At 62.2% G+C, this 24,010-nt stretch carries 28 protein-coding genes and 1 pseudogene; 4 read left to right on the forward strand and 25 right to left on the reverse strand.

Annotated elements, in window-relative coordinates:
* The first annotated feature begins 76 nt into the window (after positions 1-76).
* Positions 77-1,111 (forward strand): YgfZ/GcvT domain-containing protein, encoded by a 1,035-nt coding sequence (locus ACFIMZ_RS11290; RefSeq protein ID WP_431819589.1) that lies wholly within the window; start codon positions 77-79, stop codon positions 1,109-1,111.
* A 76-nt stretch (positions 1,112-1,187) separates the two neighbouring features.
* The gene (locus ACFIMZ_RS11295) at positions 1,188-2,033 is read left to right on the forward strand and encodes an NRDE family protein (RefSeq protein WP_431819590.1); all 846 of its coding nucleotides are present in this window, start codon (positions 1,188-1,190) and stop codon (positions 2,031-2,033) included.
* Positions 2,034-2,045: 12 nt separating this feature from the next.
* Here the strand turns inward: ACFIMZ_RS11295 and ACFIMZ_RS11300 are convergent, their stop codons facing one another.
* The 5 genes from ACFIMZ_RS11300 to ACFIMZ_RS11320 all read right to left on the reverse strand — a co-directional run bounded on the left by ACFIMZ_RS11300 (position 2,046) and on the right by ACFIMZ_RS11320 (position 5,433).
* Complete coding sequence (locus tag ACFIMZ_RS11300) at positions 2,046-2,486, reverse strand: GNAT family N-acetyltransferase (protein WP_431819591.1); 441 nt, start codon at positions 2,484-2,486, stop codon at positions 2,046-2,048.
* Between the two features lie 39 nt (positions 2,487-2,525).
* Complete coding sequence (locus ACFIMZ_RS11305; RefSeq protein WP_431819592.1) at positions 2,526-3,485, reverse strand: alpha/beta hydrolase; 960 nt, start codon at positions 3,483-3,485, stop codon at positions 2,526-2,528.
* A 64-nt stretch (positions 3,486-3,549) separates the two neighbouring features.
* The gene (locus ACFIMZ_RS11310; RefSeq protein ID WP_431819593.1) at positions 3,550-4,548 is read right to left on the reverse strand and encodes an NADP-dependent oxidoreductase; all 999 of its coding nucleotides are present in this window, start codon (positions 4,546-4,548) and stop codon (positions 3,550-3,552) included.
* A 94-nt stretch (positions 4,549-4,642) separates the two neighbouring features.
* Positions 4,643-5,122, reverse strand: coding sequence for a PaaI family thioesterase (locus ACFIMZ_RS11315; RefSeq protein ID WP_431819594.1), 480 nt, complete (start codon positions 5,120-5,122; stop codon positions 4,643-4,645).
* A complete protein-coding gene (locus ACFIMZ_RS11320) occupies positions 5,122-5,433 on the reverse strand; it encodes a Dabb family protein (protein ID WP_431819595.1) in 312 nt (103 codons plus the stop codon). The genes ACFIMZ_RS11315 and ACFIMZ_RS11320 overlap by 1 nt, the downstream gene beginning before the upstream one ends.
* A 40-nt stretch (positions 5,434-5,473) precedes the next feature.
* Between ACFIMZ_RS11320 and ACFIMZ_RS11325 the strand changes: the two genes are divergently transcribed.
* Both ACFIMZ_RS11325 and ACFIMZ_RS11330 read left to right on the forward strand, forming a co-directional pair.
* Complete coding sequence (locus tag ACFIMZ_RS11325) at positions 5,474-6,814, forward strand: tyrosine-type recombinase/integrase (protein ID WP_431819596.1); 1,341 nt, start codon at positions 5,474-5,476, stop codon at positions 6,812-6,814.
* Between the two features lie 516 nt (positions 6,815-7,330).
* Complete coding sequence (locus ACFIMZ_RS11330) at positions 7,331-8,965, forward strand: P-loop ATPase, Sll1717 family (protein ID WP_431819597.1); 1,635 nt, start codon at positions 7,331-7,333, stop codon at positions 8,963-8,965.
* Positions 8,966-9,294: 329 nt separating this feature from the next.
* Here ACFIMZ_RS11330 and ACFIMZ_RS11335 read toward each other — a convergent pair whose 3' ends face one another.
* The 20 genes and pseudogenes from ACFIMZ_RS11335 to ACFIMZ_RS11430 all read right to left on the reverse strand — a co-directional run bounded on the left by ACFIMZ_RS11335 (position 9,295) and on the right by ACFIMZ_RS11430 (position 23,995).
* Entirely contained in the window at positions 9,295-9,684 is a 390-nt protein-coding gene (locus ACFIMZ_RS11335) for a DUF7079 family protein (RefSeq protein WP_431819598.1), read from the reverse strand.
* On the reverse strand, positions 9,669-10,484 hold the full coding sequence (locus ACFIMZ_RS11340) for a hypothetical protein (RefSeq protein ID WP_431819599.1): 816 nt from the start codon (positions 10,482-10,484) through the stop codon (positions 9,669-9,671). Before ACFIMZ_RS11340 ends, ACFIMZ_RS11335 begins: the two co-directional genes overlap by 16 nt.
* 79 nt (positions 10,485-10,563) lie before the next feature.
* Entirely contained in the window at positions 10,564-11,121 is a 558-nt protein-coding gene (locus ACFIMZ_RS11345; protein WP_431819600.1) for a PAAR domain-containing protein, read from the reverse strand.
* 222 nt (positions 11,122-11,343) lie between these two features.
* Positions 11,344-12,132 carry a DNA adenine methylase gene (locus ACFIMZ_RS11350; RefSeq protein WP_431819601.1) on the reverse strand — a complete coding sequence of 263 codons (789 nt, stop codon included), beginning with the start codon at positions 12,130-12,132 and terminating at the stop codon, positions 11,344-11,346.
* Between the two features lie 170 nt (positions 12,133-12,302).
* Positions 12,303-12,797 carry a DUF2514 family protein gene (locus ACFIMZ_RS11355; RefSeq protein ID WP_431819602.1) on the reverse strand — a complete coding sequence of 165 codons (495 nt, stop codon included), beginning with the start codon at positions 12,795-12,797 and terminating at the stop codon, positions 12,303-12,305.
* On the reverse strand, positions 12,794-13,285 hold the full coding sequence (locus ACFIMZ_RS11360; protein WP_431819603.1) for a glycoside hydrolase family 24 protein: 492 nt from the start codon (positions 13,283-13,285) through the stop codon (positions 12,794-12,796). The genes ACFIMZ_RS11355 and ACFIMZ_RS11360 overlap by 4 nt, the downstream gene beginning before the upstream one ends.
* A 1-nt stretch (position 13,286) precedes the next feature.
* On the reverse strand, positions 13,287-13,571 hold the full coding sequence (locus tag ACFIMZ_RS11365; protein WP_431819604.1) for a holin: 285 nt from the start codon (positions 13,569-13,571) through the stop codon (positions 13,287-13,289).
* A gap of 74 nt (positions 13,572-13,645) precedes the next feature.
* A complete protein-coding gene (locus tag ACFIMZ_RS11370) occupies positions 13,646-14,698 on the reverse strand; it encodes a phage late control D family protein (RefSeq protein WP_431819605.1) in 1,053 nt (350 codons plus the stop codon).
* A 10-nt stretch (positions 14,699-14,708) separates the two neighbouring features.
* Positions 14,709-14,915, reverse strand: a complete 207-nt coding sequence (locus ACFIMZ_RS11375; RefSeq protein WP_431819606.1) for a tail protein X — start codon at positions 14,913-14,915, stop codon at positions 14,709-14,711.
* A complete protein-coding gene (locus tag ACFIMZ_RS11380; RefSeq protein ID WP_431819607.1) occupies positions 14,890-15,771 on the reverse strand; it encodes a phage tail protein in 882 nt (293 codons plus the stop codon). The genes ACFIMZ_RS11375 and ACFIMZ_RS11380 overlap by 26 nt, the downstream gene beginning before the upstream one ends.
* Before the next feature lie 11 nt (positions 15,772-15,782).
* A pseudogene (locus ACFIMZ_RS11385) lies at positions 15,783-18,226 on the reverse strand (phage tail tape measure protein).
* A gap of 66 nt (positions 18,227-18,292) precedes the next feature.
* Positions 18,293-18,622 carry a phage tail assembly protein gene (locus tag ACFIMZ_RS11390; RefSeq protein WP_431819608.1) on the reverse strand — a complete coding sequence of 110 codons (330 nt, stop codon included), beginning with the start codon at positions 18,620-18,622 and terminating at the stop codon, positions 18,293-18,295.
* A gap of 84 nt (positions 18,623-18,706) precedes the next feature.
* On the reverse strand, positions 18,707-19,210 hold the full coding sequence (locus tag ACFIMZ_RS11395) for a phage major tail tube protein (protein WP_060132648.1): 504 nt from the start codon (positions 19,208-19,210) through the stop codon (positions 18,707-18,709).
* 10 nt (positions 19,211-19,220) lie between these two features.
* Positions 19,221-20,390: a phage tail sheath subtilisin-like domain-containing protein gene (locus tag ACFIMZ_RS11400; RefSeq protein WP_431819609.1), complete on the reverse strand. Its 1,170-nt coding sequence runs from the start codon at positions 20,388-20,390 to the stop codon at positions 19,221-19,223.
* Positions 20,391-20,470: 80 nt separating this feature from the next.
* On the reverse strand, positions 20,471-20,926 hold the full coding sequence (locus ACFIMZ_RS11405) for a phage tail protein (RefSeq protein WP_431819610.1): 456 nt from the start codon (positions 20,924-20,926) through the stop codon (positions 20,471-20,473).
* A gap of 8 nt (positions 20,927-20,934) precedes the next feature.
* Entirely contained in the window at positions 20,935-22,005 is a 1,071-nt protein-coding gene (locus tag ACFIMZ_RS11410; RefSeq protein ID WP_431819611.1) for a gp53-like domain-containing protein, read from the reverse strand.
* Complete coding sequence (locus tag ACFIMZ_RS11415; protein ID WP_431819612.1) at positions 22,002-22,568, reverse strand: phage tail protein I; 567 nt, start codon at positions 22,566-22,568, stop codon at positions 22,002-22,004. Before ACFIMZ_RS11415 ends, ACFIMZ_RS11410 begins: the two co-directional genes overlap by 4 nt.
* A complete protein-coding gene (locus ACFIMZ_RS11420) occupies positions 22,558-23,451 on the reverse strand; it encodes a baseplate assembly protein (RefSeq protein WP_431819613.1) in 894 nt (297 codons plus the stop codon). Before ACFIMZ_RS11420 ends, ACFIMZ_RS11415 begins: the two co-directional genes overlap by 11 nt.
* Positions 23,448-23,792 carry a GPW/gp25 family protein gene (locus ACFIMZ_RS11425; RefSeq protein ID WP_059643540.1) on the reverse strand — a complete coding sequence of 115 codons (345 nt, stop codon included), beginning with the start codon at positions 23,790-23,792 and terminating at the stop codon, positions 23,448-23,450. The genes ACFIMZ_RS11420 and ACFIMZ_RS11425 overlap by 4 nt, the downstream gene beginning before the upstream one ends.
* Positions 23,789-23,995, reverse strand: coding sequence for a hypothetical protein (locus ACFIMZ_RS11430; RefSeq protein WP_431819614.1), 207 nt, complete (start codon positions 23,993-23,995; stop codon positions 23,789-23,791). The genes ACFIMZ_RS11425 and ACFIMZ_RS11430 overlap by 4 nt, the downstream gene beginning before the upstream one ends.
* Between the last annotated feature and the right edge of the window lie 15 nt (positions 23,996-24,010).

Below are 24,010 nucleotides of genomic sequence, written 5' to 3' on the forward strand. Positions count from 1 at the left end.
GAAACGTGACTCAGGTAAGACCCATATAATACTTGCTCGCCTCCGTCAAAGTCAGGGTTGACTGTTCCCTCATTCCATGAGCACACCGTTCGCTTCACCGGCTGCCCAGGCCGCACCCGTCCCGCTTCCCGTGTTCCCCCGTCCGCCGGCCGCCGATTTCGACGCGGCGGGCGCGTACATGCCGCTCCCGCAGTTCGGCGTGATCGACGTCGCCGGCGACGATGCCGCGACGTTCCTGCACACCCAGCTGACCAACGACATCGAGCACCTCGACGCCGCGAGCGCGCGGCTCGCCGGCTACTGCTCGGCGAAGGGGCGCCTGCTCGCGTCGTTCCTCGCGTGGCGGTCCGGCCATGACGTGCGCCTGCTGGTCTCGAAGGACGTACAGGCCGCGGTGCAGAAGCGGCTGTCGATGTTCGTGCTGCGCGCGAAGGCGAAGCTCGCAGACGCCAGCGACGCGCTTGCCGTGGTCGGCTTCGCCGGCGACGTGCGCGCCGCGCTGTCGGGCATCTTCGACGCGCTGCCGGACGGCGTGCACGTGAAGGTTGACGGTCCCGCCGGCGCGCTGATCCGCATGCCGGACGCCGCCGGCAAGCGGCGCTACCTGTGGATCGGGCCGCGCGCGGAAGTCGACGCGCGCCTCGCTGCGCTCGACGGCAAGCTGCCCGCCGTGTCGCCGGCCGTGTGGGACTGGCTCGACATCCGCGCGGGCGAGCCGCGCGTCACGCAGCCGGCCGTCGAGCAGTTCGTGCCGCAGATGATCAATTTCGACGTGATCGGCGCGGTGAATTTTCGCAAGGGCTGCTATCCGGGCCAGGAAATCGTCGCCCGCAGCCAGTATCGCGGCACGATCAAGCGCCGCACCGCGCTCGCGCACGCCGCGGGCGACACCGACGCGGTGCGCGCCGGCATCGAGCTGTTCCACAGCGACGACCCCGGCCAGCCGTGCGGGATGGTCGTGAACGCGGCGGCCGCACCGGCCGGCGGCGTCGACGCACTCGTCGAGATCAAGCTCGCCGCGCTGGAAAGCGGCAGCGTCCATCTCGGCGCGGCCAACGGCCCGGCGCTCACGTTCGAGCCGCTGCCCTACGCATGGCCGACGGAGGCTTGACCGGCCATCCCCCTGTTCAGGCGCCGGCCCGCGCTGTGCGGCCGGCGGCCGAGGTTTGAAGCGAGAGATTTGCCCGATGTGTCTGATTGCCTTCGACTGGCAGCCCGATGCCGCCGCCGGTCCCGTGTTCACTCTGGTCGCCAACCGCGACGAGTTCTTCCGTCGCACCAGTGCGCCGCTGTCGTGGTGGGAGGATGTGCCCGGCCTGCTGGCCGGCCGCGATCTCGAAGCCGGCGGCACATGGCTCGGCGTGTCGCGCGACGGCCGCTTCGCGGCGCTCACGAACTACCGCGCGCCGTTCGACATCCGCGCGGGCGCGCCGACCCGCGGCAAGCTCGTGTCCGACTACCTCGGCGGGCAGCCGGTCGCACCGCTCGACTACCTCGCACGGCTCGCCGAGCATGCGGCGGTCTACAACGGCTTCAACCTGCTGGTCGGCGACTGGAAGCGGCGCGAGTTCGCATGGTTCTGCAACCGCGCGGCGGAAGACGCGGCCGGCGTCGACGCGCCCGCGCTCGTGCCGGCCGGCGTGCACGCGCTGTCGAATGGGCGGCTCGACACGCCCTGGCCGAAAGTCGTGCGCAAGCGCGCCGAACTCGGCACGCTGCTGACCGACGACCCGACACCCCCGCTCGACGACCTGATCGCGCTGATGCGCGACCCGCACATCGCCGCGGACGACGTGCTGCCGCACACGGGCATCCCGCTCGAGCGCGAGCGCGCGCTGTCCGCCGCGTTCATCGAGACGCCCGAATACGGCACGCGCGGCACCACCGCGCTGCGGGTCACGATGAAGGAAGGCGTGCGGCTGACGGTGGAAATCAAGGAGCGCTGCGACGATGACGGCTCGCACCGCATCGTCCGTCCCGGCGCGTTCGAGCGCGCGTTCACGTTCGACATCGACGCGACGCAGGCGCGCTGACGCGCGCGACGCTCACGGCGCGCGCGTCATCTCGACGTGCCGCACGCCGACCTCGACGAACCATTCACCGATCGTCGAGAAGCCATGCCGCACGTAGAACGGCACGGCCGTTTCCTGCGCATAGAGCCGCACGACCGGCTCGCCACGGCGCCGCGCCTCGTCCAGCAGCGCCTGCAGCACCACCGAGCCGGCGCCCTGCCCGCGCGCGTCGGCCAGCACCGCGACCCGCCCGATCATGCCCGACGGCAGCAGCCGCCCGGTCGCGATCGCGCGGCGCGCGCCCGTCGCCGCGTCGATCCGGTACGCGACGGCATGGCGCGACAGCGGATCGTCGTCGTCGATCTCCCACTCCGGCGGAATGCGCTGCTCGCGCACGAACACCGCGTCGCGAATGCGCGCGGCGTCGCCGCCCAGCGTCGTCCAGTCGCCCGTCTGCACCTCGCAGTTCGTCATTGCGCATCCTCCGCGCGGCCGAGCCGCCGTCAAATGTCGTCAAGCGTCGTCGAATGCCGCCTTCAGCGCCGCGACCGCATCCGCATGCGCGGCGAGCACTTCGGGCACGTAGCCGCCCATCTTGAAGAATTCGTGAATCATCCCCGCATAGCAGGTCAGCGTGACCGCATTGCCGGCCGCGCGCAGCTTGTCCGCATACGCGACGCCCTCGTCGCTCAACGGATCGTATTCGGCGGTCGCGATCCACGCCGGCGCGACGCCCGCGAACGACGGCGCGCCGCGCGTGCCGTCGAGCGGCGCGAAACGCCAGTCGTCGCGATCGGACGGATCGCGCACGTATTGCGAGAAGAACCACTGGATCGTGTCCTGCGACAGCAGATAGCCGTTCGCGAGCCGCGCATGCGAATCGGTCTGCTGGTGGCCGCTCAGGCCGGGATAGATCAGCAGTTGCAGCGCGAGCCGGATGCCCGCGTCGCGCGCGAGCACCGCGCAGACGGTCGCGAGCGTGCCGCCTGCGCTGTCGCCGCCGACCGCGAGCCGCGCCGCGTCGATGCCGAACGCGCCCGCCTCGCGATGCAGCCAGCGCAGCGCGTCGTCCGCGTCGTTCGCCGCGGTCGGAAACCTGTGCTCCGGCGCGAGCCGGTAGCCGACCGACAGCACCGCGCATTGCCCGTCGCGCGCGAACATCCGGCACAGCGCGTCATGCGTATCGATGCTGCCGACCGTGAAGCCGCCGCCGTGGTAGTACACGAGCGCCGGCAGCGGCTCCGCGAGGCTCGGCGCGACCGGCAGATACAGGCGCGCGCCGATCGAACGGCCGTCGCGCGTCGGCACGACGCAGTCCTCGACCGAATGCATCGGCGCCTGCGCGACGTCGAGGATCGGCGCGCTCTTTTCATACGCCGCGCGCGCCTGCTGCGGCGTCTGATGATGATAGGACGGACGTTTGGCCCGCTCGACCATGTCGAGTATCTGGGCGATCTTCGGATTCAGCGGCATCGGCAAGCGGGCGCGTCAACGGCGCGGGAACGGTCGACAAGCGCCGTATCATGCCACGCCCGCGTCATATGAGCTGCACGAGCTGCTTGCCGAAGTTGTGGCCTTTCAGCATCCCGAGGAACGCTTCGGGTGCGCGCTCGAGCCCGTACGCGATCGACTCGCGGTAGTGCAGGTGTTTCGACGCGACGAGCTCGGTCAGCTCCGCGAGCGCAGGCGGCCACGCGTCAGGATGCTCGAACACGATGAAGCCCTGCATTTTCAGCCGCGAGCGCAGGATCAGCGCCGGCGCCGCCAACGGCGCGCTCGCGCCGTCGTACGCGGCGATCATCCCGCACACGGCGATGCGGCCGAACGCATTCATCCGCGCCATCGTCGCGTCGAGCACCGCGCCGCCGACGTTCTCGAAGCACCCGTCGACGCCGTCGGGCGTCGCGGCCGCGAGGTCGTCGACCAGCCGGCCCGCCTTGTAGTCGACGCACGCGTCGAAGCCGAGCGCCTCGACGACGTAGCGGCACTTGTCAGGACCGCCTGCGATGCCGACCGCGCGGCACCCGGCGCGCTTCGCGAGCTGGCCGACGACGCTGCCGACCGCGCCGCTCGCCGCGCTCACGACGACCGTTTCGCCCGCCTTCGGCACGATGATCCGGTTCAGCCCGTACCACGCCGTGACGCCCGGCATCCCGGTCACGCCGAGGCTCGCCGACAGCGGCACGCGCGACGTATCGACCTTGCGCAGCCCGTGGCCGTTCGACGTGCCGTATTCCTGCCAGCCGAGCGCGCCGACCACGCGATCGCCGACCGCAAACCCGGGATGCCGCGACTCGATCACCTCGCCCGCCGTGCCGCCGATCATCACTTCGTTCAGCGGCTGCGGTTGCGCATACGACTTCGCGTCGCTCATGCGGCCGCGCATGTACGGATCGAGCGACAGGAAGTGATTGCGCACGCGCACTTCGCCGTTGGCGAGCGGCGCGAGCGGGGTCTCGACGAGCCGGAAGTTGTCGACGCTCGCCGCGCCCTGCGGACGCGACACGAGCAGGATCTGACGGTTGATGACGCTCATCGCTGCCTCCAGTCCCATGCCTCGCGGCCGCGCGGGACGCGCGCCGCGAGAAAGAACGGCCCTGCCGGACAGGCAGGGCCGCGTGTCGCCAGGCTTACGCGTCGCTCGGGCCCGGATGCGCGTCCGGCACGGTGCGGTTGCGTTGCTGGCGGATGTCGCGGCCTACCGCGAGCCGCCTCATGTACTTGAACGTGCCGAGCGCCTTCGCGACGAAGTGCCCTTCGCTGTCGCGCACCTCGCCTTCGCAGTACGCCATCGTCGTCGAGCGGTGCATCACGCGCCCGTATGCGCGCAACTCGCCGCGCCCCGGCTGCATGAAGTTCACCTTCATCTCGACCGTGACGACGCCTACGCCGTCGTCGGTCAGGCTGCGCGCGGCCATCGCGAGCGCGACGTCCGCGAGCGTCATCGTCACGCCGCCGTGCGCGATGCTCCACGTGTTCATGTGCCGTTCGTCGAGCGGCAACAGGATCTCGCTGTTGCCGTCCTTCGCGGACACGAGCTGCACGCCGAGCATGTCGACGAACGGGCTCTCGATCTGCGGTCCGCCCGCCTGCTGTGCTGCGCCGCTCATCATGCCGCGTCGACGAGGTAGTCGATGCACTGGCGCGCTTCGCGCACCGCGCCGATGAACTGCTTCACCGCCTCGTGCACCGGATGCACCTGGTACGCGTCGAGCGCGGCCTGGTCGACGAAGTCGGACACCAGCACGACGTCGTAGGTCGCTTCGAGGCCCGGCGTCGCGAGACCGACTTCGAGATGAAGAATGCCCGGCACGATGTCGCGGCACGCTTCGAGCTTCTCCTTGAGCCTGAGCGCGTTCTGCGCGCGCGTCGCGCCTTCCGCGGTTTCCTTCAGTTTCCACATTACGATATGTCGGATCACTTCGTTCGCTCCAGTTCGTGATGGTTCGCCAATTCGGCCAATGTCCTTGCTGGCCGGGTATTTCCCGGCACTTCACCGTTCGCCCGCGTTCGCTGAAAATCGTGCGCAGCCGAGAAAAAAGCGGGTATCAAAGCGGGTATCATTTCACTCTTCCAACAACGATACCCGCTTTTTCACCGTGCCACTTACCGACATCAAGATCCGGCAGGCGAAGGCAACTACCAAGCCTACCAAACTTACCGACACCAATGGACTGTATCTTGAGGTTCGCCCGTCCGGCTCCAAGCTCTGGCGATACCGATACAGGATTGCCGGGAAGGAGAACCTGTTCGCGATCGGCGACTACCCCGCCATCAGTCTGCAAGACGCTCGCCGGGCACGAGACGATGCTCGCGCACTCGTCAAGAAGGGCTTGCACCCTTCTCACGCGCGACAGGAAGTGCTTTCCAAGACCATCAACGAAGGCAAAGCAACTTTCCAAGCAGTCAGCGACGAATGGCTTGCGAAGAAGAAAAAATCGTGGACAGAGCGTCACTATGGCGAAATTTTGCGCATGCTTGACGCCGATGCTTACCCCTACATCGGCAGCCGTCCCATGCGCTCGATCACGGCGCATGACGTGCTTTCCTTGGTGCGCCGAGTCGAAGAGCGCGGCTCCCCGTCCGTCGCGATCAAACTGCGCCAGTACGTATCGAATGTTTTTCAGTATGCGGTTATAACCCTTCGGGCTGATTCAGACCCTGCATCTGTCTTGCGTGGATCCGTTGTTAAACCGCCGACTGAGAACGCCCGACCACTGAGTCGCGACGAACTGAAGACATTGTTCCGGCTGTTCCCGACCTATAAGAGCAAGCGCACCGTGATCGCGATCCGGCTGCTGATGATCCTGTTTCCACGGACGATCGAGCTTTGTAGAGCACGGTGGGAAGAAATCGACCTGGGCGCAGCCGAGTGGAAAGTACCGCCGGAGAAGATCAAATCACGGCGGTTGCACATCGTTCCGTTGCCAAAACAAGCGCTAACCTTACTACGGGAGTTACAGGAGATGTACGGCAACCGCGGATACATCCTGCCGATTCTTCATAGCAATCGAAAGCTCCCCCATATGAGCCGCGCAACGATCAACAGGGCAATCGACTACATGGTCCCGGACAACCCCGAGCCGATAACTGGCCACGACTTTCGAGCCACCGCGTCCACGCACCTACATGAGATGGGCTGGAAGGACGAAGTCGTTGAAATGCAGCTTTCACACAAGGACAAGGACAAGACGCGCTCTACGTACAATCACGCAAAGTACCTCCCCGAGCGACGGGAGATGATGCAAGCTTGGGCAGACTGGCTTAGCGACGTCGAAGAAGAAGCGCTGGCCCGCAGCTAGGCCATCAATGCCCGATGATGCAGCAGTACCTTTGCTTTATCTGACAAGGCCTAGCGAACAAATCTACGCCAAGACCTACGCTCGCCCATTTCGGCACCGGCAGTTACCGACCCATTGCAGCCCGTAGATGAGCTTCTCCGAATGTCTCGGCCTCACCAATAACGGTCCTTACCCTCCCGACTACGCCCCCGCGGGGGCCTTGACAACTCTTGTTTAAGGATTAGCTCTATTCCGTCGAACGGTGGCGCCAGCGAATATCGGATGGATCTGCACCGAGTGGAAAAGCTTTGCGGATGGAAGCCAAGCTTGGCATACTCAGCGAAACGAACTGAGGTGCCCTCGCGCGCGACGCAGCACCTTCCCGCCGTCACCGAAGCCGACTCCTTTTCGTTTTTCAGATCATGGTAGTTTGTTCGCTACACACTTTCCGATATTCTGTACGCTGAAAGCCTTCGTTTGCAGAGTCACGCCATGCGCCAAGCGAAGTGATAAAACGACACAAAAACTCGAACTGAAATGATAGAAACCAATCACGGCTTTCACTTTCGGCTTCGCCGCGGCGCATCAATCGGCGAGCTTGACGCCGAGTCAGACGGCGATTTTTTGTCGTCCTGTTTCGTGGATACGGGAGACTTCGAGACGCTAAAAGACTGCCGATCTCCACACCGCATAATTGTCGGGCGGACGGGATCAGGGAAGACTGCACTGATCAATCATTTGATTGAAAATATAACTAACGTCATCGTAGTATCTCCGGAAAACCTTTCCCTTAATTATCTTTCAAATTCCGATATTCTTGTTACCCTAGAAAAAGCCGGGGTTAAGCTGGATATTTTCTACGGATTGCTTTGGAAGCATGTATTTGCCGTTGAGCTACTAAAGCGACGTTGCCATCTCACTAACGAAGAGAAGACGCGTAGCTGGATCGCTGGGTTTATTCCTACACTGAAGCGAAAAGATCAAGCCAAGGAGCGCGCTTTTAACTACTTATCTACATGGGGCGATACTTTTTGGCAAGAGACCGAATATCGGGTGAAGGAAGTTACCGAAAAGCTTGAGGGGGAAATCACGTCGAAGCTTGGGGCGGAAATCGGCGCATTGAAGGCGGATGTAAGCGGTAGCCTCAAAAGGATGGATGAGCGTAAGACGGAAGTTGTTAACAAGGCGCAGACCGTTATAAATTCGATTCAAATTAAAGCGCTTGCCGACGTGATCGCATTAATGAACGAAGAGATATTTACGGACCCTCAGCAAAAATATTACCTTGTTATTGATCGTCTTGATGAAAACTGGGTTGATGACGATCTCCGGTACAGACTAATTCGTGCTTTGATTGAATGTGTGAAGACCTTTCGAAGTATTGTGAATGTAAAAATAATTGTGGCTTTGCGTCAAGATCTTGTTCAAACAGTGTTTGAAAGGACCCGCGATGCGGGGTTCCAAGAGGAAAAGTACGCTGCGCTTTTTTTGCAACTCCGGTGGGAAAAAACCCTTTTGATAAAGATGCTCAATGAGCGCATTATACGGCTGGTGCGGGAGCAATATACTTTATCACCAATTGAACTAGTAGATTTGTTTCCAAAAACGGTTGGAAAAGAGGCATTCGTTGATTATCTGCTAGAGCGAACTCACTACCGCCCGAGAGACGCGATCTCATTTATAAACGAATGCTTAAAGCGCTCAGAGGGTAAGGGGCAGGTTACAGTTCAGACAGTTCGAAATGCGGAAATAGAATATTCGACGGCGCGAATGAATGCACTAAGTTTCGAGTGGACTTCTCATTTTCCGGATTTCTTGGAATATTTGCCACTGATAGAGCAAATGCCATCTAAATTTAGATTATCTCAAATCCACAAAGATCGTATCAACGAGTTTGCTATTGCCAAGTGTTTCGACGGTGAGCATGCCGTCGACCCGGTAATTCGGGCCGGATTTGCGTTTATAAATAATGATAACACTCATGCGTTCCGTGTTGAACTTATAAAAGCACTTTACTCAATAGGTGTGGTGGGTCTAAAGCTGGCATCTTTTAATAGTCAGATTTGGGCGTATATGGATATCAACGCGCCTGGTGACGGGCAAATTCGGGCCAACTCGGAAGTATTTATTCATCCCATGGCATGGGCGAGACTTGGCGTGAAGCCGAACTAGATAGAAGATGAGTGGGGCGTCACAGCGGTGAAACTTAAGCCCGCTCAAGCGGAAATCACCGTCGGGCGTAAGTCAGTCCGCCGAATCGTCGGTCGTCGCTTTGAAAAATGGCAGCTCGTCGCTCGTCAACAGACGTTCGCAAACCCACCGCAAATGACCGCTCATGGCCGGCAGCCGCCGGTCGTCGTCTCCGGCAACTGACCGAAAGGCGAACTTCGCTCTTGCGCGTCGGGGCTGCAGGCAGACTCGGGCAGCCAAAGCAACTTTAGGTCTGACAACAGCGCAAGTAAGGGCGCTTGAAAGCGCCCCCATGCTCCGCTCGACTTCGGTCACCTAGTTTGTCTTGACGCGAGCAACTCTCGCTCCAGTTCCGACCATATCGACTTGAACAACAATCGGCACATGGCCCGCCACACACAACCGGTAGCGCGATAGTAGGCCGAAGACTGCTGCTGTGCGAGCCAGCCACTGATATCCCGTAGCACTTGGTCCCCATCAAATCCGGTCCACACGGCGGGTGCCGGCGACAAGCCGTTACCGCCCAATACGGGGGCCACCTCGTCGAAGTAGGTTCGCTTCAACTCCGCATCCGTCATGTTCGGACAATGCTGAACCAGTGAGTCTGCGATGCCCCTATAGTCCACCTCGTTATCGACGAACAAGTCCGACATCGTGAGCCAGCAATTCTGTCGCTCGATTGTGCCTATCGAATCTGCCATTTCATGAACTCTCGCAGTTCTTCCTGATACAGCTCGTTTCCCTTTTCTGCCAAGTGCGCGCCCGCAAGGCTACCAGCGGCAATCAACACGAACGCACATATCGGCGCACCGGGACCGCAAATCGTCGACACAGCTGCGCCCGTGAGTGCGCCGCCAAGCAATGAGCCGCCAATAATCGAGCCCTGCCGGTTGATCTCCTGAACTTTGTCGCCCGATGTCGCAACCTTATAAAGGGCCAGTATCGCAGTCATGGCCGTGAACACCTTACCGGTTGCCGCGAGTTTGGTGGCCAATCCGCTGAACTTGACACTGTCCCGGCCACTTGCATCAATGATCGCGTAGTACACCTTCGCGCGCTGCTCCGCGTTCAATCGATCGAATGCACTTGGCAAGCGCCCTTCGACGATATTAGTCACATATTGCTTCAACTCGAACACAGACATTTTCTTTGCCGCCGGTTCAGTCTGCAGGACGCTATACCGCTCTAGCAGAAATCGCTCAGAAAGCCCCTCCTTCTTGTGGCGCTCGGCCACCGCGAGAGTGCCAGCCGACGTTGCTGCGCGAGTCTCCTTCATAATCTGGTTCCGCAGCGTTTGAGCGAACCGAACGCCCTCCTCGAGGCCGACACGGCCTGCAGCCACCTCCGCACGTACCAATTTCGGAACCTCGGCAATTTGGCGCATGTACTCTTGGCGGAATTTCGCGTCCTGGATGAAGTCGACGGCAATCTTCTGCGCCGCCGCTTCGAACTGTTGAAGTGATTTTTCGAGCAACCCATCTAGTTGGTGTTGCTGATTCACTGGATAGGATCCAGTGTAGTGAATCGAATCGTCGTCGTTCGTCGCGATTGCAGGATACTCATGGGGCATGTCGGGCCTCTTATTTTGTCAGGGTATCGGCGTAGGAGTCGAAGAACGTGCCACTCGACTCATCGGCATCTGCCGACACCGTGACCCGCTGACATACCTTGCCCGACGGGTTCTCGAAACGCACCGTATTTTGATGATCAAAGGTACCGGTCGCAGTTGTGCCGTCATCGAAATGGGCCACGCATCGCAGCCCTTCCAGCGAACCGATATCGTTTGCCTTGAATGCAATGTACGACCATTGCTCGATAGGTAGCGCTGCCAAGTTGGGGGCAAAACCCATGCTGGAAAGCCCATCGCCGTCGAATTGCTCGAACATCATGCTCTGCGAGGCAAGCATGACCGGCATCGGCTGACAGCCACACGCTACCTTGTCCCCCTCCAGGGCGACCTTCTGTCCCATCCAGCCATCCGGCCAACGCGGGCCGACTGGCACGATATGCCCCACCGATTTGCATGCCGGACACGCGACCGGAGCCCCAAGATGGGTCATCTGTTGACCATTGATTGACGTATTCGAGATTCCGGCGGTCACAACCCCGCCAGAACTCGACTTGTCGCCGACGAGCAAGTAGCTCCTTTTCACTTCCGATTGCCCTCGTTTTTTTGATTGGGACGTTGATACCGTATCTTCATATGATTGTCGAGAGGCAGTGCCATGTAACTCTTCAATTACTGTCAATTTCTGCAGGTGACCTCTCAGTGCACTGGTAGCGGCGAGCGCTCGTCAATACCCCCCGCACCATTGCGTCCCGCAGTTTCCGGCGCTGATATCAATACCGGTCCTTGCCTCCTAGAAGAGTCCGACCGGCTCCGCCGCGTCATCCCAGTTGAAGATGATCAGTTCGTTCCGCTCGACGCCCCTCCCACCTCCGACCGTGTACTGAATCGGCACGGTCTCGATGTGAAACCCATCGAACACGCGTCGGATGTCGGGATGATCGTTGAGGCTCACGATCGCTCGCCCCTTGATTGATCGAAGCCGCTCGGCCATCTTTTCGTACTCTGCGAAAGAAAACGCCACGCCATACCCTTCAGTCTGGTAATACGGCGGATCGAGATAGAACAGCGTGTGGGGCCGATCGTACCGATCGATACACGCGGCCCAATCGAGGCGCTCCACGAACGTATTCGCCAAGCGCAGGTGCGCAGCCGATAGATCTTCCTCGATGCGCAGCAGATTCAATCCCGGCGGCGTTGTCGTCGCAGTTCCGAACGTCTGCCCCTCCAACTTCCCGCCAAAGCAACTTTTCTGCAGGTAGTAGAACCGGGCTGCACGCTGGATATCGGTGAGGGTTTCCGGGACCGTCTGCTTGAGCCACTCGAACACTTGCCGACTCGTGAGCGCCCACTTGAACTGCCGCACGAACTCCTCCAGGTGGTGTTGCACGACCCTGTACAGGTTGATCAGCTCGCCGTTGACGTCATTGATCACCTCGACCTTTGCCGGTGGGCGTAGAAAGTACAGCGCCGCCCCACCAGCGAACACTTCGACGTAGCAGTCGTGCGCCGGAAAGCGCGGGATGAGATGGTCAGCAAGGCGGCGCTTGCCGCCGATCCAAGGAATGATGGGATTTGCCATTGTGAAAGCCGTTTTTAAACTTGGTGTAGAATCCGGCCCGCCTACCGGTAGGTAGCAGGGCTTTGGCCGATTCACTGGCACAGACAGTGGAAAGGCGACCGGCGAGCGTGTTCGCGCACGCCCTCCGGTCGCCCTGTTTCTCTCGAGGCCGCTCGGCCTCGCATGCCGCGCTATCGCGGCTGATTGATTTGCGCGTCGCCCGTCAGCGCGTCGTAGCTGCGTTCGCACTGCTGGCCGGCGATGCCTCGCTCGTCAGCGATCGTTGCCAGCTCTCCCGCTCGCGCATCAGCCCGGCCGAGCACGTCGGCGAGCAGATCGAGGGCGTCTCCGGCTGGCGAGCCTCCGGCCGGAGCGGCAGAACGGCGAACACCGACAACGAGCGCGGCGACCTGTCTGCGCAGGCCGTCAGCAGCAGAAGCAGCAGCGGCGGCATCACCGCGCGCCTGATCACGTTCTTTCGCAGCATCGGTTGCGATCTCCTGTTGTGCCGCCGATTGGCGGTGATATGCATCACGCTCGGCCGCCAGCTCGACGATCTGCTTCGCCTGCGCTGCGACCTTGGCCGACTGGTCGGCGTCCCGGTGTCCCTTGAAATAGCCGCCGGCCGAGCTGGCGACGATGCCGGCAATCACGACCAGCCAGATACGCGGATCGATCCAGCTCATGCGACCTCTCCGCCGGCTGCCTGATACGCCGCCAGCAGATGCTCGATCTGGTTTTCATGCTGACCGTATCCGGCACCCGGCAAGCTGGCCCACACGTTCGACACCTTCGCGACCGCCTCGCGAAACCGGCCGGCGTCGATCAGCGGTAGCGCACCGTGCTCGCGCAGCTGCTGCAGCGCGTATCGGTCCTGTGAGACCGGTCCGAAATCCGGCAGCTTCATCTGCGCCTGATAGATGCGCCACCAGCGATTGAGGATCTGATAGCGACCGGCCGCCGTCGACGGCACCGAGATCTGCCGGTTCAGCACGTTCGGATGCGTGGCATAGCTCGTGAACAGAAGCGGTCGCGACGGCGTCGAGCCGACCAGCACGTTGTAGCCGTCGTCCGACTTCGCGAGCAGCGCCGAGCCAATTTCGCTCACTGCGATCATGTCGAGGAACGCGACGCGGTTCTTGCCGCCAGCCGCGGCGGTATCGATTCGGGCCATGTCACTTCTCCCCGAACAGGCGCTTCGCATTCCGCCGCAGCAACACTTCGACGTACTGCGATCCGACGATGCCAAGCGCGCTTCCGATGCCGAGCAGCGCCATCGGCGGCAGATCCGGGATCTGCAGCAGCGCGATACCGGCGACCATCGACGTCGCCGAACCCAACAAGGCCCGACCGGCAACGAGCCGGAACGTCAGCTGCTCGCTGCCGACCAACACCTTCGCGATACCAATCAATCCGCCCATGATGATCAACTCCAGAATCGTCTTTTCGTGGTCCTGCATCCCACCCTCGTTGAAAAAAAGAAAAGCCGCCCGAGTTGCCTCGAGGCGGCTGATAGAAACGACCCGCGCGTGCGTTACTTCTGCGGCGCTGGCACGACCAGATCGATCTTCTTTGTCGGCTTCTTGCCGTGACCGGCCTTCGCCTTCCCCTTGTTGCCCGCATTCAGCTCCACCGACGTCTCCCAACTGCGGCCGGCGTACGTATGCTTCACCGACTCGACGAGAAACGCGCCGTCAGCCTCCTGCTTGAAGCCCTTGAGCGTCACGGTTTTCTCGGCCGCGATATCAGTCCGGCCGCGCATGCGCAGCACGCTCTTCGCGGTATGCCGGTTGAGCTTCTCGAGGCGAGATTTCGCTGCCGCCTTCGCGGCCTCCGGACTGGCGTACGAATGACGCTCGGTATGGACTGCAGCTGCACCCGGCGGCGCATCCGGATTCGGAATCGTGAGGTCGATCTTCTTCCCGGTCTTCGCGTTGTGCACCTTCGCCCGCACCGCGACGAAACTCGCCCGGTCCGGAAACGTGATCTCGTAATCGGCAAGATCTGCCGGCGTCAGCTCGATTGACGGCAGCATCTTGCCGCTCGCACTCTTACCGCCGCCGATCGGCCCGACGATCAGCTTGCCCGCCTTCACCGTCGCGGTCGCACCGTACTGCCGCGCGATGCGCGTGATGAAATGCAGATCGCTCTCGCCGAACTGATCCGCACGCGGCACGACGGCCTCGACCGAACACGCAGCCGCCCACTTATTGCGACGCGCGACGTCCCCGACGATGTCGGCCAGCTTGACGTTCGTCCAGCCGCCGTAGCGATGCGTTTTCGACGTCGCGCGCATGTTCGCCGGCTTACCGCGAACGACCATCGTTGCCGGCGGCCCGCGCAGCACGATCTCGTCGATCGCGTACTCGCCGAGCATCGACAAGCCCTGCCCCTCCCAACCAAGCGAGACCTTCAGCGTTGCGCCTTTCGGCGGGAATCGCACCTTGCCGTCGCGGTCGTCCAGCTCGATCTCGCAATCGTCCGCCTCGAGGCCGGGTTTGTCGGTCGTCTGGATCCGCAGCACGCGGTCCTGAATGACGCGCGTGATGTCGTCGCCATTCGCGACGATCTGGAAAATAGCTCGCATTGTTCCTCCCTCACGACCACAACTGGATTGGCTCATCGCGCGGCACCTCGAGGTCCGGCATCACGATCAGCACACCGGATCTGAACGGCTGCGCTTCTCGCGCCAGCCCCGGATTCGCCTCGTAGACCGCCTCGACGGTGCCGGACAGTGTCCCGTAGTACTTGTAGCAAAGCGTGTCGAGCACGTCCCCGTCAGAGGTTCTGAGCGTCTTCGCCATAACGGACAAACTCCAGACTGTAGGTTTGCTTGCGAGGCGCACCATCGGACATGATTGCCTCCTGTTCCTCATCGACGCCCTGCAGATACCAGCGGCCGAGCACGTCGCCCGTGCCGGACGTGAGCTGGACGGGCTTCATCTTCGCGCCGATCGCGCGCAGCGTTTCAACTTGCCGGAATCCCGCGCCGAGCGCCGGAAACACGACGCCGGACAGCGTGATCGTTTCGCCCCCTCGGCTCACCGCCTGCGCCGCCTCCTCGCGGTTCAGGCGTTCCTGAGACGCGACCTTGTAGCGGGTCGAGCGCCGCAGCTTGTCGAACGCCGCAGTCGACAACCCGAAATGGAACGAGACGCCGTCATCCACCGACAGCGTCAGCAGATGAGGGGTAGAAGACTTTGCGCCATCAAACAGGCCAGAGAAAACCGAGCCGAGACCGGCCGTCTTCGCGAACGACTTCAGCGCCCCCATCGTCTTCTCGCCGACCAACGCAGTGAACTGCGTCTGCACGCCCTTCAATACACCCATGACGCTCTTTGCGGCAGACCGGATCAGAGGGTGATTCAGCGCTCCCACCATCTTGAGCACGTTGTTCACTGCCGCGCCCGTCGCCGAAAAACTGCGCAGCACTGTGCCGATCTTCGGACTCAGGTCGCCGGCCACGGACAGCAAACTGGTGGCGCCTGACAGCAGGTCCGCTGCCGACTTGAGGTTTCCCGTGGCCAGCCTCGTCAAAACGTTGATGGTGTTCTGACTTGCTGCGCGGTTCCGGTCGAACACGCGAACCACCTGACGCACGCGCTCGGACGCGATGCTCGCCTGCGTCGCCGCCTTCGTCACGCTCGATACAAAATCCATGCGATTTCCCCTTACAAATGCGGCGCATCGAACATCGCCGACCGATTGCTCTTCTCAAGCGATTCCGACATGGCACGCTGGAGCTGCGGATTGAGCTGCGCGAGCAGCTTGTCCGCGATCTCCGCGTCTGCAACGCCTTGCACGTTGACATTGAATACCGGCGAGAACTGATTCTGCTGATCCACCTTGAACGGCCGGGCCTGCGGCGAATCCGGATTCACCTCCGACGCTGCCTTCGTCGCCGCCTTGGCTGCGTCGCTCTCCTCGTCCTTCTTCCCCATCGTCCACCTCGCGAGGGTGGCAAATAACTTTTGCCCGGCGAACGTACCGATTGCCCCGCCGACAACACCGCCAACCGCTGCGCCGATCGGACCGCCGGCGAACATACCGATCCCCGCGCCGAGCTTCGCGCCGGCAAAGCCGCCGGCCAGACTGCCACCGATGCCCGCGAACCCCTCGACCTTGTGTGCGGTCGTGTCATCGCCCTGCGCAACCGCATACGCGTTCTTCGCGGCCAGTCCGAGCTTCAGCAAGGTAGCGGCAACGGCGATCTTCCCCGCGTACGGCGCAATCCGCCCAGCGACGCGGCGTAGCGCCGCGAGAGCGCGACCGAACCGGCCACGAGGAGGCGGTGGAGGCGGTCCCGGCGGCCCGCCTCCAGGACCGCCTCCGGGACCACCCCCGCCCAGATCTCCGGACCGCCTCCGGGGCCGCCCCCACCTCCGCCACCCGGGAAGTTGACGACGAACACGCGCTGGACACCTCCGGCCGCCCCGCCCAACGGGTCGAACCCGGGACCGCCACCTCCACCGCCCGCTCCGCCACCGCCGGGCCGCACCCTGGTGCCGCGAGAGAGCCAGCGCCCGCGCACCATGTCGAACAGGCCTCGACCGAGGTTCCCCACCGCACGCGCTCCGCGATACGCGACCGCAGCACCGATGACGCCCACGACAGCAGCAGCCGTCTTGGGCGACGCATCGACCGCTTCGTGAACCTTCTCGCCGGCTTTCTTTGCACCCTTGCCGGCGAGATCCGTAATCGGCCGCAGGGCGTCGCCAATGCTGCGCATCGCGTCGTCCCACTGCTGCAGCACCTCGCTCCAGATCTGCTTCGAGGTCGCGCGACGGTCGGCGAGATCCTTTTCGATTTCGCCGCTTGCCTGCGCCCCGTTGCGCTTCAGGTTCTGATACAGCTCGGCGTTCTGCATATAGGCGGTCAACGCGGCCTTGACCTGCATGTCATTGAACAGGTCGCCGGTCTTCATCGTGTCCTCGAAGGCCCGCATCTGCGCCTGCCGCTTCGCCGGATCCAGCTCCGTGTTCAGTTGCTTCGCCGCAGCCGCCAACTGCGCGGCTTTCTTCGGATCGACACGCTCGATGTACGACCGCGCGAGCACGAACGATGCCTCGAGCGTCGACCAACCCTTGCCGATCGCCTCCTTCATCTTGGCGTCGTAGTCGACGCCGGCTTTCTTGTAGTTGTTCGCGGTCTCCCCCGAACCGATCTTCGAGAACCAGTTCTTCAGGTTGTTCGCTGCCTCGTCGGCATTGCCGGCCGTCTTCATCTGGACCTGCAGCATCGCGCCGAGCTGCGTAACCGAATCCTGCCCTGTGATGCCGATCTTCTTCATTTCCGCCAGCAGCACCGGGAACCACCGCGCCATGTCGGCCGATTCGAACGAACCCTCCTTCCCGAGGTAGGCGATCGCCTCAAGGGCCTTCATCATCGCCTTCGGATCCGTAATGTTGGCGTTCTGCTGCAGCGCTTGAATCATCTGTGCGGTCTCGACGCTCGACGCACCCTGACCGATCGAGAACTTCGCAACGGCTGGTCCGAAGTTGAGCGCGCGATCAACGTCCATGCCGCCCGCAACCATCTGGTTTACCGCATCTGCCAGCTCGTTGCGGTTCATCCCGTTCGCCAGCGCGTCGCGTCGGATCCGATCCGACATCGCACTTTCCTGCTCCGTACGCGCGATGCCCGCCTTAATCGCAATGTCGCGGATGATTGCCTGATATTGTGCGGACACGACGGCCGGAATTGCGACAGCCGCCCCGAGCTTCGCCGAGTCGGCGGCGGCATTGCGCATGCCGTCCATACCCGCATTAAACCGCTCATGACCGCGCGCACGCAGTTCCAGCCCGCGTATCGTGCGGCCGAGGCGCGCATACGCCCGATCGAGCCGATCCACCTCGAACCCGGCAGCGCGCAGCGCGCTCAGGTTCGTTTCCAGCCTGCGCCGGATCCCTTCAGCTGCGCTATCGCCGGCCAGGTGCAACCGGCGAAACTCGGCCTGCAGCCGGATGGTCTCGCCGATCTGCCGTTGCCACATGCCGCGATCGCTTGCGGCCCTGCGCAACCCAGCGATTCTCGAGCTCGTGTCAGCGAGCGCTCTTCCAAGCGTCGCCGACACGGCACCGCCGATCACGATGCCAAGTGAAATATCCCGTGCCATGTCGGCCTCCGCTCAATCCCTGCTCAGTCTGTTAGCCACCACACCATATCGTCGAGCGTCATGTCGTCAACCGACTGCGGCGTCGCGCTGAACTCCCGCATCATTCGTTTTGCCAGCGCCTTCACGGTCGCGATTGGAAGCCGGACGAGCGGATCGAAAGGAGCTGTATGCACGCTGCATGGCCTCGTAATCGGCCATGTCCATCGCTTCCATGTCGTCGGGAGCCACATCCGCGAGCAGCGCGAACAGGATGATTTCTTCTTGCGCGTCGTCGCCGCCCGCCTGCTTGCTCGCGGTGCGAACGTCGCGCACCTTCGGCCGGCGCATCACCAGCTCATCGCGAACCACGCCATCGAATTTGATCGGATACCGCAACTTGATCTTGGTTGTTTCCATCGTGTGCCTCAAACGAAACGGGGCGACCGCATGGCCGCCCCGTGGATTGTTGAAAAGTAACTTTGGTCGTCTCGCCGACCGGCGTCACATGCCGAGTGCCTTGCGCACGTCAGCCAACTGGTCGACGCCATCGATCACGCGGATCATGCTCAATACGTCGAATTCGTGAATCACCGCGCCGTCGATTTCCATCTTGTAGTAGCTCAGTTCCACCGTGTACTTGACCTCCGATTTATCGCCGGGCTTCCAACTGCCGGGATCGTATTCGGACAGCATCCCGCGCATGATGGCCGCCACCGCCTTCACTTTTCCCTTCGTGTCGCGGAATGCACCACGGAACGTGCCATTGAACGCATTTCCATCGGCCAGCCCGAAGAACTTCAGCACATCGCGTTCGAGGCTTCCCATCGAGAAGCTAGCTTGCAAGGCTTCCATCCCTTGATCGACCTTGATCGGGGCATCCATCCCGCCAGCGCGATAGTCCTCGGTCTTGAGCTTCAGCTTCGGCGGATTGACTTCCGGCGAGCGGCCCGCGAAGCCGCGCCCGTCGACGTATAACGCCATGTTGTTCAGTGTTTCCGGAACCATGTGTCACCTCTTACGATTGCGTGTCGAGCACTTCCGTGAGCCACTGGTTCGTGACCTCGAAGCGGAAGATGGGGTTTTCGGCGGGCGGGACGTCAGTGAATCGGATATTCCAGTACACCTTGCCCTGCTCGAGCTGCGATGCCGTGTTGAGCTGCGGATCCGCGTAGACCTCGAAATTGATGAGTGCGCCCTGCTTGCGCAAATCGCGCATGAACGCCTGCAAGCCCTCGGTAACGTCCTTCACGTACGTCGCCGTGATGCCGCGATCGACCGCCCATTTGTGGCCAGCCTGCACGGCGTCCATGACGATGTCGAGCGTCCGCACGCGCGTGACAAACGCCCATTTCGGATCCGCCGACAGCGTGCGGTTGCCCCACAGTCGATAGCCGCCGTCGCGAATGATCGTCGTGATCTTGGAGTTGTTCAGCAGGTTTGCGCGGCACGTCTCGTCGCCGTCGAGGAATTCGATCGGGCGCTTCGTGCCGCTGATGCCGACGATCTCCTTGTTCGACGGCGACGCCCAGAAGCCGATCGCCGCGTCGGTCTGACAGAACAGCCCGGCCGCGTATGCCGATGCCGGCGCGTCGACGTCGGCGTTCACTGCCGTGTCCCAATACCGCACGCCGGGATCGACCATGTACAGGCGCTTGCTGCCGAAGTTTTTCGCGTACGCGATCGCGTCTTCGTCGGTCTTGTTCGGACCGTCGATGATCGCGATCGCGCGCAGCTTCGCAGCGAGCGAATCCGCCGCCGTGGCGACCGGCTGCTTGGCCGTGTGTCCAGGTGCGATGAGCAGCCGCGGTTGCAGATCGAACAGCGATTTGCCGTCGACCAGCGCCTGCATACCGGTGCGTGCGCCGCCGGCCGTGACGCCACCGATCACGGCCGACGTCAGCTCGGCGTCGTCCTGATTGGCAGCGACGCCGACTGCGACCATGACCGTCTTGCTCTGCCTATAAATGCCTTGAATCGATCGAGTGATCGCGCTGGTCTCGCCGAATGCGGCGACCGCGTCGTATTCGCTCGTGATGCGGACAGGCACGTTGGGTGCGACGAGACCCACGCCCGGTGTGTAGGTGTCGACGATGCCGACGACAGACGTCGACGGCACCGCGATCGTGCGCGGGCCGGTATCGACCAGCACGGTCGTCACGCCGTGAAAGAAAGATGTAGCAGCCATTCAGGTCTCCGAGAAAGCCACAAAGAAAAAGGGCCGCTCGTTTTGAGCGGCCCTGCATTGCGAGTGATTGAAAGCGCGCGTCAGGCGGGAGCGATGCCCTGTTCGCTGACGAACGGCGGAGGCGACGGAAGCGTGACATCAGGCCAGTTCGGCATCCCACTGCATTCACGGAGCGACTGCCGATACGCGAGCAGCATTACGAACTGATCAGTCGTCAGTGTCGTCCCGTTCCCAAGTAACTTTTCGTCTTGATGCCGAGCGACAAGCCAGTCTGTCGCGCTAAGCGCCGTGTCTCGCTCTGCACGCTTGGCGCCGGCGACTTCGGCTCGGGTTGGTGGAGGCGGATCGAGTGCGGCCGGCTTCCCGGTGCCGTCGACGACAAGGCGTTTGCCCGAAGACTGAGCATTAATGAGATCGCTCCACTGCTCGTTACTGATGCCGATGACAGACACTCCCTGCGGAACCGGACTATCAACGCTATCGTAGAACGCGGTGATGTTGCCTTGCGCATCGAATGCTGCGAATTTTTTACCCATGATTTATCCTAGAACCCAATAGCCATCCAGCGAACAGCCGACGCGCTGTTTGTATTCGCAGCACCGAAAGTCAACGTGGTTTTAATGGACCCGGACGTCGTCAGCCATGCAGTTTCATTCGTTCCGTGCACGTCGTTATAGCTGCAAATTTGCATGACCAACGCAGTGGTCGGGAACGCGAGTGGATATGTGATGCCCCCCGACGTGACAGCGCCACAATAGAGCGTTCCCCACTGGATAATCAGACCGCCCGGCAGCTTCTGGTAGCCGTTTGTGCCGAGCGATGCGGCGAACGCGCTAGACGCCCCCATTGCTGCCTCACCGCCGATGGCATACCAACCGCTCTGGCCAATGTTGACGAGTACAAGTCGGTCGAAATTGCCAACTGCTGCATTCGTCAAAGCGCCGCTTGCGCCAAGCGATAACTTATCGTTGCCCTGCGCGCTCACGGTCAACCCATACGAGTTACCGTAAAACCAGAAAGCCGAGCCGGGCGGACACGATAAGGCAAGCGGCAGGGTAAACGTCAGGCCAACGACGGATGGAGCGATCCATGAGCCGGCCGTGGCCGCTGCAAGAGTTTGGCTAGTCCCATACACAAGCGACTGCTGAAGGTTCCCTAGCGCACGCTGCACTGCCGCCATCGTCGCGAGCTTCGTGCTGTTGTCGAACTGCGGTGGCGTTGTCCCCTTTGGCGTTCCGGTCAGGACTGGCGAGTCGATCGACGCTTTCTGTGCCAGCGCGCTCGTCATCGTCGTTGCGAAATTTGGGTCGTTGCCCAGCGCGGCCGCCAGTTCGTTCAGCGTGTCGAGCGCGGCAGGAGACTGACCAACCAACTCGGCAAGCCGCTGTGCAAGGTCTGACTTTGTTGCGTATTGCGGGTGCGGATCGACCGCACTCGCGTGCGCCTCCAAGTTACTTTGGCCGGCCTCGAGCGACCTCTTCAAGAACTGAGTGCGGTTCGCGAGTTGCTTTGCCTGCAAGTTGTCGATGCCGTCCGGACCGCCAATAACCGGATCCGACGTTTCGAGCTGGTAAATGCCACCTTCCCAGCGGTCAATTTCAATGAGATTGCTCATGCAATGCTCCCTCTGCTGTACTGTCCATCTCGCCGCGCGACACCGTTATGGCGGATCGGAACGGCGGAGTAATCGAGCGATACGAGCTGACTCCGCGCAGGCGCGTAACGCTCGATCGCCTTCCAGAGCCGGTCCGCCTGATCGCGCGTGATGTGCTGATCGAGCTTCACGATGTACTCGGCCCACGCGCTCGCCTTGCCGTGCACCTGCTCGCCGTTCCGCACGATCGTGCCGTCACGTCGGCGACCGCTGCGCCCCTCGATGATCGTCACCTCGCCAAAGCCGAACCGACGAATCACCTCGCGAACCGCCCACGGCGTCCCCTTCTTCCGATGCAGCGCCATCGATCCCTTGATCAGCGCGCGTCGCGCGTCTTCCGATTCCGCAAGCTCCCAACCGTCGACGGCGAGCGCCCACGCGAGCCACGGCAGCCATGCGACGGGGCAACGATCCGCATCCCACAACGTGCGCAGGATCTCGGGATCCACGCTCGGCCGCATCACCTTGGCAAGCGCGGCCTCAAGCGGCGTCTGATTCGCCGGAAGTAGTGCATCACGCTTCATCGGCCTTCACCTCGACACGAATGCCCGTGCAGTGCGCAAACTCGCGCGGGCCGCACACGACGTTGTCGACGGGTGTCGACAGATCGAGACCTGTCACGCCGCTATCCGGCGCATGCAGCGCCCCTTCGATCGCGGATCGCGGCATGCCCGCACGCAGCCGACGCGATTTCGCGACGACGCCGTCGAGCACTTTGCGCCGCGCGTCGCGAACCACTTTCGGATCCGGGCCGCTTCCGACATAGATCAGCGCATCGATCGCATACTCGATCTTGATTGCAGGCTCGACCAGCACCGTATCGTTAAGCGGCCGCACCGTCTCGGGCGAAACCTTCGCGCGGACGATGTCGATCAGCGCCTGATCTGGCACACCGTCACCCTTCGCTGACATGACGGTCAGCCGCACCGTTCCCGGTTCGGGTCGATCCACCGCGACGTCGAGCACATCGGCCGAGGCGTCCATCGCGAGCGACCGGTACGCGGCAAATGGGCCGGCAACGGTTGCTCGCTCAGGCGACAATTGGGTGCGAAGCTTCAAGCGCTCGTCCGACTCCATTCGCTGCGGAATCGGCGGGTCGGCATTCGGGTCGCCCGGATCGACGACTGCCCGCTCGGTGTCCAACAGCACCGCCAGATGCTCCAGGTCGGCACCCGTCGCGAAAGCGAGCATCGTCGCCCGTGCTGCGTCATTCACGCGCGTTCGGAAACGAATCTCATCGTAGGCTGCCAGCTCGAGCAGCTTCACCACCGGATCCGATTCCAGCGCGGCCGTCCAGTCCGGATAGATCGACTTGAAATACGCGAGCTTCATCTGGTACGTCGCCTCGAAGTCGATCAATTCGACAAGATCGGGCGGGTCCAGCGACGCAAGATCGATGATCGTCATGTTGGTACCTCGATTTCAACGGCCGCGCCGTCATACTCGCCGCGAATCGCAAACGTCACCTTGCCGTCGACAACCGACAGCACCTTGACCTGCGCGAGCCTGATGCGCGGCTCCCATCGTCCGATCGCACGCGCAGCCTCGGCTTGCGCGGCAGACACCCATCCGCGCGTAATCGGAAGGTCAACCATCAGCGGGATGTCCGATCCGTACTCGGGACGCTCGCGGCGGCTTCCCTTGCGCGTACCGAGAATGTCGGCAATGCTCTGTATCAGGTGCGGGACACCGCTGATCGGCCTTCCGGTCCACCTGTCCATGCCGACCAGCGATCCGGACCTGCTCATCCGCGCTCCTCGAGCCGCTTGTAATCCGGATTCGCGTCGAGATAGGCGAGATGCGCGGCGGTCATCGCGACGACTTCGCCGGAAGTAACATGCAGCACGTCGCCGTCCGGAAACACGATCACGCGGCTGCGGAATTTCGTGTCGAGATACGTCGCGCGGATCGGAACGTCACGAGTTGTAGCCTGCGCATTGTCTTTTGCCATCTGTGATCCCCAAAA

Origin of the sequence: Burkholderia sp. F1, from assembly GCF_050813845.1 — a bacterium.
Taxonomy (GTDB): Bacteria; Pseudomonadota; Gammaproteobacteria; order Burkholderiales; family Burkholderiaceae; genus Burkholderia; species Burkholderia ubonensis.